This is a genomic window from Polynucleobacter sphagniphilus (assembly GCF_029892205.1).
Lineage (GTDB): Bacteria > Pseudomonadota > Gammaproteobacteria > Burkholderiales > Burkholderiaceae > Polynucleobacter > Polynucleobacter sphagniphilus.
Map to the genome: position 1 here is coordinate 400,542 of NZ_JARXVX010000002.1, position 13,566 is coordinate 414,107.

Here is a 13,566-nt window from a genome sequence, read left to right on the forward strand (position 1 = left end):
TTATTTTTTAGTGAATAACTTGATCACTGCTGAGAAATCCAGACTACCGCTACCCTGCAAGCTAAAGGTTTGATAAATCTGTTGCGCTAAGCTGCCAAGTGGAACTGGTTGTTTTGCAAGTTTGGCTGCCTCGGTTGCCAAACCTAAATCTTTCAGCATTAAATCTGCGCCAAAGCCACCGGTATATCCGCGGGAGGCTGGAACATTTTCTAAAACGCCTGGATATGGATTGTAGGTATCTGAACTCCAACAACAGCCACTTGAAGTATTAATAATGCCCGCCAACACTTTAGGATCCATGCCCAATGACACGCCCAAGGACATTGCCTCGGCAGTACCAATCATAGAGATGCCTAAAAGCATATTGTTAGCGACCTTAGCCACCTGGCCATTACCCGCTCCGCCGCAATAAACAATATTCTTGCCCATGCATGCTAACAGTGACTTCATGCGCTCATATAAAGCCTCCTCGCCGCCAACCATAAAAGTAAGCGTCCCAGCTTCTGCGCCTCCAGTTCCCCCGGACACGGGAGCATCTAACATCAAGGCACCCTTTTGCGCTGCTGCCTTGGCAACATCGCGAGCCGACATTGGGTCAATGGTAGAGGAGTCAATTAAAACGACACCGACTACATTGGCCGACAAAATACCTTGCTCGCCAAGATAGACTGATTTGACATGCTGAGCTGCTGGCAACATAGTGATCACTGCATCAACCCCTGACTCCAAAACAGCTGCTGGCGTACTGGCAGATTGTGCGTGACCCTCACCAGCTTTCACTAGGGCGTCCACGTTAGCCTGAACTACATCAAACACGGTTAAGTCGTGGCCTGCTTTGAGCAGGTTACGAGCCATAGGTGCGCCCATATTACCTAAACCAATAAATCCTAATTTCATGATGAGCCCCTTAATTTCTATTGATCTTTAAATACGGGTGGTCGCTTTTCAGAAAAAGCATTCATACCCTCTTTTTGATCTTCAGTAGCAAAGGTTGAATGGAACAGACGTCTTTCAAAATGAATGCCTTCGTTCAAAGTCATTTCATATGCACTATTGACTGCCTCTTTAGCCATCAAGGTAATTGGCAGAGACATAGAGGCAATCTTTTGGGCTGTTTTTAAGGCATCCGGAATGAGTTCATCTAAAGGCACAATACGCGTCACTAAGCCAGCTCGCTCAGCCTCAGTAGCATCCATCATGCGCCCAGTTAAAACCATTTCCATGGCTTTTGACTTACCCACCAGTCGAGTCAAGCGTTGAGTGCCACCAGCGCCAGGGATGGTGCCAATCGTGATTTCTGGCTGGCCAAATTTAGCATTATCTGCAGCAATAATGAAATCGCACATCATGGCTAATTCACAACCGCCACCAAGTGCATAACCAGCAACGGCTGCAATGGTGGGCTTACGAAATTTGGTAATACGCTCCCAAGTTGCCGTAATGAAATCAGACTTGTATACATCCATGTAAGACCAATCTTTCATTGCCTTAATATCGGCACCCGCAGCAAACGCTTTTTCACTCCCCGTGAGAACTACTGCAGCAGTTGCGTTATCCGCCTCTAATACGTCTAGTGCATCACCTAGCTCTCTAGTGAGATCTGGACTTAATGCATTCAAGGCCTTTGGGCGATTGAGTGTAATCAGAGCTACTTTGCCATGATTGGTAACAATAAGATTTTCGTAGGTCATAAAGGCTTTCATTACTTCAAGCTAATGGTTGTATTTACACCAGCAGTCGCGGTCGTATCATCAAACCAGCGTGCGGTTACGGTCTTGGTTTGAGTATAGAAGGCAATTACTTGCTTGCCATACGGCCCCAAGTCACCTAGTTTAGACGCACGGGAGCCAGTAAAGGAGAACATCGGCACCGGTACTGGAATAGGCACGTTAATGCCAACCTGACCAACATCAATCTCCTCCTGAAACTTACGGGCTGCGGCACCAGACTGGGTAAAGATCGCCGTGCCGTTGCCATTGGGATTTTTGTTAATCATGGCAATCGCCTCATCAATGTCCTTTGCAAAACTGAGACACAACACGGGGCCAAAAATTTCTTGCTCGTAAATAGTCATCCCTGGTTTGACATCTGAGAAGATGGTTGGGCCTACAAAGTTGCCATTCTCATAGCCAGCCACCTTAATAGCTCTGCCATCTAATTCGAGCTTGGCTTCAGTAATGCCTTTTTCAATCAAGCCACTGACTCGTTGATAGGCCGCCTGAGACACCAATGGCCCAACATCCGTGCCCGCTTCAACACCAGCATTCACTTTTAAGGTTTTAGATTTCTCTACTAAATCGGCTACCCAATTTTTAGCATCACCAACCATAATTGCTACGGAGATCGCCATACAGCGCTGACCAGCCGCACCAAAAGATGCGCCGAGCAAGTTATTGAGAGTCTGTTCTTTGTTAGCATCAGGCATGATGATCGCGTGATTTTTTGCACCCATCATGCATTGAACCCGCTTGCCACTCAAGGTGGCACGGTTGTACACATGCGTACCAACACGCGTAGATCCAACAAAAGAAACCGCTTTGATGTATGGATGATCGCAAATACCATTCACAACCGATTCACCACCATGCACCACATTTAATACGCCTGCTGGGACACCAGCCTCTGCCGCCAACTCAACTAAACGCATCGTCACCATCGGATCTTGCTCAGAAGGCTTGAGAACAAATGTATTGCCAGTCACGATAGCCATTGGGAACATCCACAAAGGAATCATGGCAGGAAAATTAAACGGGGTAATTCCTGCGCACACACCAATGGGCTGTAGGAGACTATAGGTATCTACACCGCCCGCTACATTGTTTGCGTAATCACCTAATTGCAAATTTCCAATTGCAGCAGCATGCTCAACCACTTCTAACCCGCGAAAAACATCACCTTCAGCATCAGCCAGAGTTTTACCTTGCTCTGCCGTCAAAATGGCTGCAAGTTCTTTCATATTCTCGCGAATTAACTGTTGGTACTTGAGAAAAATGCGCGCCCTTGCGCCAATAGATGTTTTTTTCCAAGTAGCAAATGCTTTGGCAGCGCTTGCAACTGCCGCATTTAATTCATCAGCAGTAGCAAAAGGAACACGCGCCAACACTTCTTGCGTTGCGGGGTTCACCACATCACGCCATTCCTGTGTTTTTGATTGAACCAATTTGCCATCGATAAATAAGGGGACATTGGGAGGGTTTATGGCCATGAGGATTTCCTTTAGCTTGCTTGAAGTGAGTGGATTAGTAAAAACACACTGGTGTATGAATGGATCAAGCATAGCTGCATAAAAATGTATTAACAACACTATAAATTGCAACTTTAATCTGCAATAATGCACACAATGAAAACCACTTGTTACCAATAAAAATATAATGAATTCAATGAATTGGGATCATTTACAGTATTTTTTAGCGCTAGCCAAGGATGGAAGGCTAGTGGTAGCAGCACGCTCTTTAGGGGTAAACCACACCACAGTTTCGCGGCGTATTCAAGCACTAGAACGAGAAATGGGGGTTCAGCTCTTTATTCGCAATAACCTTGGATTTGAGCTCACTGAAGCTGGAGTACAGCTGCAAGATATTGCACACAAAGTAGAGCGCCAGATTCATGGCATCAATAAAAATAATTATGCAGAAAATACCGAGGTTACTGGCACGGTACGCGTAGGCGCTACAGAGGGGTTTGGGACCTATGTCATCGGGCCAATTTTGCATCGCCTCAGTAAGAGGTACACCCGCATTTCGATCGACTTACTTTCATTGCCACGCATTGTGAACTTATCGCGGCGCGAGGCTGACATTGCCATCACCTTGCAAAGACCCACAAGAGGGCCTTACATCGTCACCAAACTAAGAGACTACGAGTTAAAGCTTTATGCCTCCAAGGAATACTTGGAATCCAATCCTGAAATTACAACACGTAGTGATTTGGATAAGCAGACATTTATCAGCTATGTAGATGATTTGCTCTTTAGTAAAGAATTAAGCTACTTAGATGAAATCTGCAAACCAAAACAAATTTCTTTTCGCAGCACCAGCATTCAATCTCAATTACAAGCAGCGCGCTCTGGACTAGGGGTAGCAATCCTCCCTAGTTTTATGGTGGCTCCCGATAGCAGCCTACAGCTAGTTCTCCCCAAAGAGATAGAGGTAATACGGAGCTTTTGGATGATTATGCCCAATGAGTATAAAAAAATTGAGCGCATGAATTTAGTCTGGGATTGCATTAAGCGTGAGGCATCGATCTAAAGAAAAAGGCCCAAAAAATTGGGCCTTTTTCTATATTAAAGACTGACTACTTAGTCCCGGGAATAAATATCCACATTTTTTGTTTCGCGGATAAATAAGGTTCCGATTACCAAAGTCATCGACGCAATGATGATTGGATACCAAAGACCATAGTAAATATTGCCATTCTGAGCAACCAAAGCAAACGAGATGGTTGGCAAGAGGCCGCCAAACCAACCGTTACCGATATGGTATGGCAGTGACATGGAGGTATAACGAATACGGGTTGGGAACATTTCAACCAATATTGCCGCTAAAGGTCCGTAGCTCATCGTTGCCAAGATAACCAAGATTGCCAACAAAACAACTACCATCACCATGTTAATTTGAGCAGGATCTGCCTTAGCAGGATAACCAGCAGCATCCAAGGCTTCGCGAATCGACTTCTTAAACGCAGCATCTTTGGCTTTGAGCTCATCTGGAGCTAGGCCCTTAGCGTTATAGCTTTCAATTTCTTGATCGCCGATCTTCACCTTAGTAACTGCTCCAGCAGAAGCAGGGATAGTGCTGTAACTTGCAGAGTTATTAGCCATTACCTGCTTAGCAATATCGCATGAGCTAGTGAATTTTGTAGTGCCGGTTGGGTTGAACTGGAAAGAACATTCAGCCGGATCTGCGGTGATTGCCGCAGGCGAATTTGCCATTGCCATTTCCAATTTTGGATTGGCGTAGTGGGTCAAATTATTAAACAATGAGATCGGCGTATTTGGGATATACAAAATCACCGCCAGTAATAGGCCACCCATGATCACAGGCTTTCTACCAATCCTGTCCGAGAGTGAGCCAAAGACCACGAAGAATGGCGTACCGATAACTAGTGCTAGAGCCATCAATAGGTTGGCCGTTTTACCATCCACTTTCAATACTTGCGTGAGGTAGAACAAGGCATAGAACTGACCTGTATACCAAATTACTGCCTGGCCAGCAACCAAACCAAAGAGCGCCAATAAAACGACTTTCAAGTTTTTCCATTGGCCAAATGATTCTGAAATCGGAGCCTTGGATAACTTACCTTCTGCTTTCATTTTTTGGAAAGCAGGAGATTCACTCATTGATAAACGAATCCAAACAGATATGCCAAGTAATACGATGGAAACGATAAATGGAATCCGCCAGCCCCAAACATCAAAATCGGCGCCTGTGAGTTCACGTGTAAACAGGATCACTAGCAATGAGAGGAATAGGCCCCCAGTAGCAGTCATCTGGATCCAAGATGTATAAGCACCGCGTTTACCATTTGGTGAATGCTCGGCAACATAGGTTGCTGCACCACCGTATTCACCACCTAAAGCCAAACCCTGAAGCATACGTAAGGCAATCAAGATCACCGGCGCTAGAACACCAATAGATGCATAGCTTGGCAAACAACCGACTACAAAGGTTGAGCCACCCATAATGAGGATGGTTACTAAGAAAGTGTATTTACGACCAATCATGTCTCCAAGGCGACCAAAGACCAAGGCGCCAAATGGACGAACAATGAAGCCAGCCGCAAATGCTAAGAGAGCAAAAATAAAAGCTGAGCCCGCATCAAGGCCAGAGAAAAACTGTTTCGCAATGATGGCTGCAAGTGAACCATAAAGGAAAAAGTCATACCACTCAAAAACGGTACCCAGTGATGAAGCAAAAATAACCTTACGCTCTTCTGCCGACATCGGGACTGCCTTGATTGCTGTAGACATCAATAGCTCCTATTTAATTTTTTTTATGAAAGATTAACAACTTGCTAATTATGTATTCAAATAATTTAGTTTTGTGCCTTATTAGGGAAAACCTTAGATCAGAGATGCAGGGTAATCCCGAAGATTGATCTTTACTGCAAAGCACTTACACTCAATTGTCAAAATTAGAATTATTTCTAAAGCATCTCTATAAAGAAAGTGTGTATGTCTTATATCGAGTTCCACAAATTATCTATTGAGAACCCTAGCGATTTTTGGTCAGAACAAGCCAAGCTGATTGACTGGAAAAAACCTTATGACTCGGCATTGGATTACTCAAACCCCCCATTTGCCAAATGGTTTGTGGGCGGATTAACGAACCTCAGTTACAACGCAATTGATCGCCACCTTGCGCAGCGCGGCGATCAGTTAGCTCTAGTAGCAGTATCTACAGAGACCAATCAAGAAAAAATCTATACCTATCAAGAGCTCTATGCAGAGGTGAATCGCATGGCAGCCATCCTGAAAGCGAACGGGGTTAGCAAAGGTGATCGCGTATTAATTTATATGCCAATGATTGCTGAGGCCGCCTTTGCCATGCTGGCATGCGCTCGTCTTGGCGCCATTCACTCAGTAGTATTTGGCGGCTTTGCTTCGCATAGCCTGGCCACTCGAATTGATGATGCGGAGCCAGTGGTGATTGTGACTGCTGAAGCTGGCATGCGCGCAGGCAAAATTGTCCCTTACAAACCACTGCTAGATGAGGCCATTGAGTTAGCCAAATACAAGCCGAAAAAAGTCTTGATCGTCAATCGGGGCCTGACACCGTTTACCCAAATCGCAGAGCGCGATTTAGATTACGCCACCGAATATCAAAAATATCATGATGAGCTCGTTCCGGTGGAATGGGTTGATGCTACTCATCCATCCTATATCTTGTATACCTCAGGCACAACCGGTAAACCAAAAGGAATTCAAAGAGATACCGGGGGCCATGCAGTTGCCTTAGCAGCTTCGATGAAATATATCTTTTGCGGTCAAGCTGGCGAAACCATGTTCACCGCCTCTGATGTCGGCTGGGCTGTAGGTCACAGCTACACAGTCTATGGCCCCTTGATTAATGGCATGACCTCAATCATGTATGAAGGTACGCCTCTCAGACCCGATCCAGGCATTTGGTGGTCATTAGTTGAAAAATATAAAGTAACAGTGATGTTTACTGCGCCAACTGCAATTCGGGTTCTTAAAAAACAAGATCCTGCTTATTTAAGTAAATATGACTTATCGTCCTTGCGCTTACTCTTTCTTGCTGGCGAACCACTAGATGAACCAACAGCAAGCTGGATCCATGAGGCCATTAAAAAACCAATCGTAGATAACTACTGGCAGACCGAAACAGGCTGGCCCATGATGGCCATTCAAAGGGGGGTTGAGGTGATGCCGCATAAATTTGGCTCTCCTGGCGTACCAGTATTTGGATACAACCTCAAACTACTCGATGAAAATACCGGAGAAGAATTGGGTCCAGACAAAAAAGGAGTGGTTGTGATTGAAGGCCCCCTCCCCCCTGGTTGCATGCAAACTGTTTGGGGTGATGACAAACGATTTATTAGTACTTACTGGGAAACTGTACCTGGAAAACTCACCTACTCGACTTTTGATTGGGGAATTAAAGATAAAGATGGGTATTTTTTTATTCTTGGGCGCACTGATGATGTGATTAATGTTGCCGGACATCGCTTGGGCACCCGAGAAATTGAAGAGTGCCTCTCCAGTCATAGCAACGTTGCCGAAGTAGCAGTTGTAGGCATTGAGGATCAACTCAAAGGACAAGTACCTATAGGTTTTGTCATTACCAAAGACGGCTCGAACGACCCAGAAATCGAATCAGAGTTAATGAAAATCGTTGATTCCAAATTAGGCGCACTAGCAAGGCCAGCAAAAATTTACTTAGTCAATTTACTTCCTAAAACACGCTCCGGAAAAATAGTACGCCGTGCTCTGCAAGCGATTGCAGAAGGACGTGATCCAGGTGACATTAGCACTATGGAAGATAAAACGGTTTTAGGGCAAATACAGGAAGTGATTGATAGTAGAAAGTGATAGCCAAGCAAATAAGTTTCTGAGAGTTTTAAGTAGGCTAAATAATTCTTCGTTGCTTTAGCACTGCATAAACCAGTGCACCAGCTAAGCCCATGATGAACATGATCTCGTAAAAAGACCCTTTAAGGCCCGGCAGATCCTCCATATTCATACCCATGATTCCCGTGATCAGGGTCATTGGCAGAAAGATAACGGTCATCACAGACAAGACCTGTAAATTACGCGCATTAAATTCGGCAACATGGGCAGCCTGCTCATCCTGCAGCACTCTTGCCCGATCGTACAGGTTGGATATATCTTGGACCAAGAAAGACAGCAAATCCAAATCATCAGCTAATCGAATTTTGTCCTCATTAGAAAACCAAAAAGGAGGATGTTTTTGTAAGCGATGTAACGCAACGAGCTCAGGAGCAAATTGGCGTCGCAAACGACTGCATTGAATTCGAATGGCACCCAAATTTTCGTGCTCTGGTATATCCCTGCCTTTAAGAAGCAACTCCTCTAAGTCATCCATTTTTTCAGATACACGAAATAGCAAGGTTCTCAAATGCTCTGCACGCAAATCAATTAGTTCATGAAATAACTCAATCGCAGAATGTGGATGCAACTCTCCTGCGCGTAAATCAGCCCTGAGTTTATCGGTTGTATTGAGTGGCTTGTTTCGAAGGGAGATCATCAAGTGCGGGGTCAAAATAGCCCACAAAGTACCTAGACTAGCTTCCCCATCAGCACCCCCAAACTCCTGATGAAAATCATTCATCACCATCAACAAGCAGTCATCTAACTTTTCAATTCTCTCGAGGCGACTGCGTGTAACGCCCTCACGGATCATCGCAACAGCACGCTCTGGCACTAGATTGGTTTTTTCAAGCCAACGCTGAACCTGTGAATGAGATAGATTGAGGTGCAGCCATACTGATTGATCAGGATCAGCCAAGGCATTCCCAATTTGATTTGGGGGGATTTCATCACTCTTGCCTGATCGCATTGCCCAAGCAAAAACGACTCCATCAATCGGGAATGGAGCGGAATTCAGATCATTCATCTAGTTCTACCGGTTTAAACAAGGCACGAACCCTATTTAGTAAGCACTTATTGTATGACACTGAAAGTCTCCGATATTCGCGCTGCTGACATCAAACTGTCATATTAGTCAGATGAGTGGCATCGCTCAATTGTCATAATGCAATGAAATAATCAAACGCATCAAGACTCCACAAAATGAAGGAAGTCAAAGATGCAATATCAAATTATTCCCCTAGAGCTAGGATCCATTGTTGAACGTGAAGTATTTCAAAGCGACAACATGGAGATCAAATGTGGCTTAGTTTGGAAGCTAGGTTCAGTAGTAACCGAACAAAAGCCAATATTTTTAAAAAACTATCTACCCCACATTGGCATTTGCATCGCCGATATTAAAGGCGCACAGATTCGCGAGACATACAACAGCGAAAAAGTAATCTACTTCTCACAAACCGTTCCAGAGGCATTAGAGGATGAGCTGACAGACATTTTCTATGGAATTTCACAGAAATTTTCTGGCTCCTATCAGGATATCTTCCAAGACCTAGGGTGGCAGCTCATTCGATCAGAATCATTTATTTTTGGCGAGCTAGAAGTCAAAGAAATCAGCACCCTCCATCAACTTTATAAATAAGAGATGGCGCCAATTAAATCATTGCCGATTGAATAAACTCACATACTGGAACCGTAAATGGTGCTGGGTGTCCCGCACCAGGAACCTCAAAGGTCTTGAGACGGGGTATGTGAGTCTTGGCCTCGGAAACACGCCGCTTAGTACAAATTTTTGAATCGCCCCCATAGATCAAGCTCACTCTCCCCTTATATCCCTCTAAAGATTCATGGAAGTTCATACCCCACACATCTGCTTGGTAAGCAAGATCAAAATGAGTGGGCAGTTGGACATCGGACATCGCTTTCTCATCCACATCAAATTCCCTGGCGAGCTCTCTTGCCTCTTTAAATCCAGCATCATTTTTCATCGACTTATAGAGTGAGTACAGCGAGGTCCAATTGACGGTGAGCGCAATATCATTTAATACGATGCCGAATATCTTTGAACCAAATACCTTGCAAAGATACATTGCCAGTACACCGCCCATGCTAGTTCCAAGCACTGTGAGCTTAGGGCGCCTGCTTTGATCGCGAAACAACACTCCCTCAACAAATTGACTTAGATCAGATAGGTAGAGTGACATCTTGTAGGATTGGTCAGAATCTAGATAGTCAGATTGACCGCGACCTGAAAAATCTACACTAATGACTTTGTAGTTAGGGGTCTTTAAAAAGAAATGGTGGATTCCCAAGAAAGAGGCTTTGGTCTCCAATAGCCCCGGTAAGCAAAGCAGAATATTTTCTGCATCAATTGAACCAGAGACGGTATAAGCAATTTTCCTAAGGCGCGCCCCATCTTGAATTTCATAGTAAAGCGTTTCTAGCAAGTTCTTTTCATCCCTTTCCACTACCGAAGGTGTACTTTCTACCTTGACTAAGGATTGCACTTGCATATGCGGCTGCTCTTGAATTTCGATGATTGTTTTCTTTCCGCCCAAAGGCTGTATCGACTTGAGAATTTCAGCCTTAACTTCCATGAGTAAATTAAATAACTCTTTCTTCATTGAAGTCTTCTCCAATCAAAGTATGTTGGCCAATATAAGCCACCTATAAAACTGACTGTACAGATCATTCATGACAAAAATACTTAACTTGCACCATTAGAAGGCAGCCAATTGAACATAAAGCTTAAAAATACAAAAAACCGCCCGAGGGCGGTTTCTCATGTACAACAGAATACGTATTGAGTAGCTTTGTATTAAGCAGCTTTACGTGTTTTAGCAGCAGGCTTAGCAACTGCGTATTGACCTTGAACGTTTGCCAAAGCAGCGTCAATAGACTTTTCAAAATTTGCGAATGCATCAGCTGCGCTTGCACGAGCCTGATCAAATTGCTGAACTGAAGTTTCAAAAATAGATTTGAATGCAGATACAAAAGACTCAGAACCAGCTGGTGCAGTCTTAGTAGCTTCTTTAACAAATTTAACTAAGTCATCACGTGCATCATCAATAGAAGCATCAATGACCTCAGCAACTTGTTTATTGCTAGTGCGAACTACTTTGCTAACCTTAGCTTGGTAGGAAGTAGCGTACTTAACAACCTCTTGAGTAGCTTCTGGCTGAGCCAACTTAGCCAATTCTTGTGGATCCTTGATTGACAACAATTGTGTGCTTGCTTCTTGTGCAGCAACTAAAGCATCTTTAGCGGCAGCTTGATTGATTTCAGCTAACTCTTGCGCGCTTTGTACAGCAACTTGTGCCAAATGTTTTGCAGTTTCAACAGCTTTAGCTTGAGCAGCAGTTAATTGGTCGTTTAATAGAGTTTGTGCCATGGTAATTTTCCTAATGTAAGTAAAGAAGGTTTAATTTGTTGCGATGCACCATAGTACGACCAAACTTCTAAGTGATCAAGCATTATTTGCGGCGGCGCAACATAAATAGGGTGTAAGACCACTATTTATATATAAATCATAGACTTACTGTTATTTAAGCAGGTCAAAATGGGCTCAAAAACAAGCCAAAACCATAAAATTATTAGGGTTTTATAGTCAAAAATACACGACTCAAAAGATCTAATTACTTATTTTTGAGGGGCTTTTTGGTCAAATTTTGCATACTGAATATGGCATGCTTCACAAGCGCTATCAATTTCCGAGCCTGCGTCGAAAATAGCTTGTGTATCTTTGTTGGCAATAGCATTGAGCGTTTTTTCAGACGCATTACTCAACCTTCGCGAATATGTCATCCACGGGCCATTGTCTTTCGCCCTACCCTCAAGCATCAGCAAGTTACTCGCCTCCATCAATGTGGCTGCGCTATTACGCAAAGCGTCCCACTGGGCCTCAGTATGGGGCGCTATTACTTTCTCGCCCTTGGTGGTGCTGATCCAAGCAACAGCATCCCAAATTCCATCAGCGGCGGGATCCAGAACCCAATCCATGAGCTGGGGCAAAGTTAAGCTTACATTAAATGGTGGCTTAGGGGGAGGCTCTGACTTTTCACACCCAAGTAATGCGAGGAGTGAGAAAAATAAAATGAATATCTTTTTTTTCATGAAAGCAATATTACTGTGGCTGATGTAGTCTTATAAAAAATACCACCGTAGCGGTGGTATTTTAATTATCCGAGAGAAACCCAAACTATTTAGATTGTTCCAGATTTGCATTCTCTTGAGCAAAGATGTCCGCTGTATACACTTTGCCCGTTTGAGTCTCTGTAATTTTCTTTAAAGCACCGCCTTTGCCACCATTTCGCAGCGGAAAAAATTCAACGACCACTTTATCTCCAGCTTTCACTGCCGTTCTAGACCATCCACCCACACGGATTAAATTGCCAGGGCTAGTCATCTCCATTAACCATAAGGATTGCTCATCACCTTCCTTTACCGCGCCTGAAACAAAGATCGCCACATGCGGATTGGTCCACTGCACTTCTTTCACTACACCGGTGATGGTCACCACTTGAGTGCGATCAAACATCGTAGTGGAATGATGGGCATTGACGGCAAAAGGAACTATTCCAGTTGCTATGAATAAGGCCAATTTAAATAAATTAGTGATGGTTTTCATCGGGTTCATTTCATGATTTAGAAAAAATGGATTATTGAGGCGGAATACGGTTGCCGCCAACATCATACTTTATTGGAACAAAGATATCGTTTCCAGTCTGATCTTTAGATTCGGAAAAGGAACCCTCTAAGCAAACGCCTTCAATAATTTCATATTTGCGCGCACGTTGCCTGAAATACTCGCGAGTGGTTTTCCAAGGCTTGGTCAGCACATTCGGGGCAATGATTTCAATATCGTCATGCATGATATCTTTACCTGCAAGATGAAAACGCTCAATTACCCGCACATCGCCATTGTTGGGTACGCCCACCGCTTCACTTACTGCCAAATAGGTTTGAGGTCGAATGCCAGTGGTTTCTACCACCAAAGTATTACCCTCCCAATGCCCCACTGAGTAGCCATGAAAGGTTGGATCCGGATCATCGGGCATTGCTCGACCATCTGTATAAATGCGACGTAAACGGTTTGAATCAGACTCTCCCAGAATAGTTACTCGACCTGGGGTAAACAAAAACTCAATCGAGTTATGCGTAATCAAAGCCCATGAAGGCATTGATTCAGGAAGGCAATTGGTGAAGAGGGGAGCCGGACGACCGGCCTTCTCTTCTACAAGCTGAAACTGAATGACCTTGGCCTGCTCAGGTTTCCAGGGGGGCATATTCGTATTGACCTGATTAAACTGATCGCTAATATTTGGATTCCAAGTACCGCTCCAATCAGGCAATTTGCCCAAGTCAGCATAATCTTTAGCAACAGGGGCTCGATTAATGATGGGCTTTTCTTGAGCATGAGCACTGCTGGCGAGAATGCTGTATCCAACAAGGCTATAAGCGCAAAAGCGCAACACAAATTGGATGATGTGTTTAGACGACAT

General features: G+C 44.2%; 13 protein-coding genes. 3 read left to right on the forward strand and 10 right to left on the reverse strand.

What is annotated here, in order from left to right; all coding sequences use genetic code 11:
• The 3 genes from mmsB to M2125_RS06375 are packed head-to-tail and all read right to left on the reverse strand — an operon-like array spanning nucleotide 1 to nucleotide 3,205.
• On the reverse strand, nucleotides 1–897 hold the full coding sequence (mmsB, locus tag M2125_RS06365) for a 3-hydroxyisobutyrate dehydrogenase (RefSeq protein ID WP_076023885.1): 897 nt from the start codon (nucleotides 895–897) through the stop codon (nucleotides 1–3).
• 17 nt (nucleotides 898–914) lie between these two features.
• Nucleotides 915–1,691, reverse strand: a complete 777-nt coding sequence (locus tag M2125_RS06370) for an enoyl-CoA hydratase (protein WP_076023930.1) — start codon at nucleotides 1,689–1,691, stop codon at nucleotides 915–917.
• 11 nt (nucleotides 1,692–1,702) lie between these two features.
• Nucleotides 1,703–3,205 carry a CoA-acylating methylmalonate-semialdehyde dehydrogenase gene (locus tag M2125_RS06375; protein ID WP_076023886.1) on the reverse strand — a complete coding sequence of 501 codons (1,503 nt, stop codon included), beginning with the start codon at nucleotides 3,203–3,205 and terminating at the stop codon, nucleotides 1,703–1,705.
• A 166-nt stretch (nucleotides 3,206–3,371) separates the two neighbouring features.
• Between M2125_RS06375 and M2125_RS06380 the strand changes: the two genes are divergently transcribed.
• On the forward strand, nucleotides 3,372–4,247 hold the full coding sequence (locus tag M2125_RS06380) for a LysR family transcriptional regulator (RefSeq protein ID WP_342394124.1): 876 nt from the start codon (nucleotides 3,372–3,374) through the stop codon (nucleotides 4,245–4,247).
• Between the two features lie 50 nt (nucleotides 4,248–4,297).
• Here M2125_RS06380 and M2125_RS06385 read toward each other — a convergent pair whose 3' ends face one another.
• Entirely contained in the window at nucleotides 4,298–5,968 is a 1,671-nt protein-coding gene (locus tag M2125_RS06385) for an MFS transporter (RefSeq protein WP_076023887.1), read from the reverse strand.
• A 204-nt stretch (nucleotides 5,969–6,172) separates the two neighbouring features.
• Here M2125_RS06385 and M2125_RS06390 point away from each other — a divergent pair, with 204 nt between their 5' ends.
• Nucleotides 6,173–8,050: a propionate--CoA ligase gene (locus tag M2125_RS06390; protein WP_076023888.1), complete on the forward strand. Its 1,878-nt coding sequence runs from the start codon at nucleotides 6,173–6,175 to the stop codon at nucleotides 8,048–8,050.
• 37 nt (nucleotides 8,051–8,087) lie between these two features.
• On the opposite strand, the gene M2125_RS06395 is transcribed toward M2125_RS06390, so the two are convergent.
• Nucleotides 8,088–9,095 carry a CorA family divalent cation transporter gene (locus M2125_RS06395; RefSeq protein ID WP_076023889.1) on the reverse strand — a complete coding sequence of 336 codons (1,008 nt, stop codon included), beginning with the start codon at nucleotides 9,093–9,095 and terminating at the stop codon, nucleotides 8,088–8,090.
• A gap of 192 nt (nucleotides 9,096–9,287) precedes the next feature.
• On the opposite strand from M2125_RS06395, the gene M2125_RS06400 reads away from it, so the two are divergent.
• A complete protein-coding gene (locus M2125_RS06400) occupies nucleotides 9,288–9,707 on the forward strand; it encodes a hypothetical protein (RefSeq protein WP_076023890.1) in 420 nt (139 codons plus the stop codon).
• Nucleotides 9,708–9,720: 13 nt separating this feature from the next.
• On the opposite strand, the gene M2125_RS06405 is transcribed toward M2125_RS06400, so the two are convergent.
• The 5 genes from M2125_RS06405 to M2125_RS06425 form a co-directional block, all read right to left on the reverse strand.
• A complete protein-coding gene (locus M2125_RS06405) occupies nucleotides 9,721–10,689 on the reverse strand; it encodes an alpha/beta fold hydrolase (protein WP_076023891.1) in 969 nt (322 codons plus the stop codon).
• A gap of 194 nt (nucleotides 10,690–10,883) precedes the next feature.
• Nucleotides 10,884–11,456 carry a phasin family protein gene (locus M2125_RS06410; protein ID WP_076023892.1) on the reverse strand — a complete coding sequence of 191 codons (573 nt, stop codon included), beginning with the start codon at nucleotides 11,454–11,456 and terminating at the stop codon, nucleotides 10,884–10,886.
• A gap of 248 nt (nucleotides 11,457–11,704) precedes the next feature.
• Entirely contained in the window at nucleotides 11,705–12,178 is a 474-nt protein-coding gene (locus M2125_RS06415; protein WP_277542459.1) for a hypothetical protein, read from the reverse strand.
• Nucleotides 12,179–12,263: 85 nt separating this feature from the next.
• Entirely contained in the window at nucleotides 12,264–12,701 is a 438-nt protein-coding gene (locus M2125_RS06420; RefSeq protein ID WP_280742031.1) for a DUF6152 family protein, read from the reverse strand.
• A 22-nt stretch (nucleotides 12,702–12,723) separates the two neighbouring features.
• Nucleotides 12,724–13,566: a hypothetical protein gene (locus tag M2125_RS06425; protein WP_076023895.1), complete on the reverse strand. Its 843-nt coding sequence runs from the start codon at nucleotides 13,564–13,566 to the stop codon at nucleotides 12,724–12,726.

What these genes read in the sequence shown, in the direction of transcription:
- mmsB (WP_076023885.1), bottom strand. Translation starts at nt 897, where the DNA reads ATGAAATTAGGATTTATTGGTTTAGGTAATATGGGCGCACCTATGGCT.
- M2125_RS06370 (WP_076023930.1), bottom strand. Translation starts at nt 1,691, where the DNA reads ATGACCTACGAAAATCTTATTGTTACCAATCATGGCAAAGTAGCTCTG.
- M2125_RS06375 (WP_076023886.1), bottom strand. Translation starts at nt 3,205, where the DNA reads ATGGCCATAAACCCTCCCAATGTCCCCTTATTTATCGATGGCAAATTG.
- M2125_RS06380 (WP_342394124.1), top strand. Translation starts at nt 3,372, where the DNA reads ATGAATTCAATGAATTGGGATCATTTACAGTATTTTTTAGCGCTAGCC.
- M2125_RS06385 (WP_076023887.1), bottom strand. Translation starts at nt 5,968, where the DNA reads ATGTCTACAGCAATCAAGGCAGTCCCGATGTCGGCAGAAGAGCGTAAG.
- M2125_RS06390 (WP_076023888.1), top strand. Translation starts at nt 6,173, where the DNA reads ATGTCTTATATCGAGTTCCACAAATTATCTATTGAGAACCCTAGCGAT.
- M2125_RS06395 (WP_076023889.1), bottom strand. Translation starts at nt 9,095, where the DNA reads ATGAATGATCTGAATTCCGCTCCATTCCCGATTGATGGAGTCGTTTTT.
- M2125_RS06400 (WP_076023890.1), top strand. Translation starts at nt 9,288, where the DNA reads ATGCAATATCAAATTATTCCCCTAGAGCTAGGATCCATTGTTGAACGT.
- M2125_RS06405 (WP_076023891.1), bottom strand. Translation starts at nt 10,689, where the DNA reads ATGAAGAAAGAGTTATTTAATTTACTCATGGAAGTTAAGGCTGAAATT.
- M2125_RS06410 (WP_076023892.1), bottom strand. Translation starts at nt 11,456, where the DNA reads ATGGCACAAACTCTATTAAACGACCAATTAACTGCTGCTCAAGCTAAA.
- M2125_RS06415 (WP_277542459.1), bottom strand. Translation starts at nt 12,178, where the DNA reads ATGAAAAAAAAGATATTCATTTTATTTTTCTCACTCCTCGCATTACTT.
- M2125_RS06420 (WP_280742031.1), bottom strand. Translation starts at nt 12,701, where the DNA reads ATGAACCCGATGAAAACCATCACTAATTTATTTAAATTGGCCTTATTC.
- M2125_RS06425 (WP_076023895.1), bottom strand. Translation starts at nt 13,566, where the DNA reads ATGTCGTCTAAACACATCATCCAATTTGTGTTGCGCTTTTGCGCTTAT.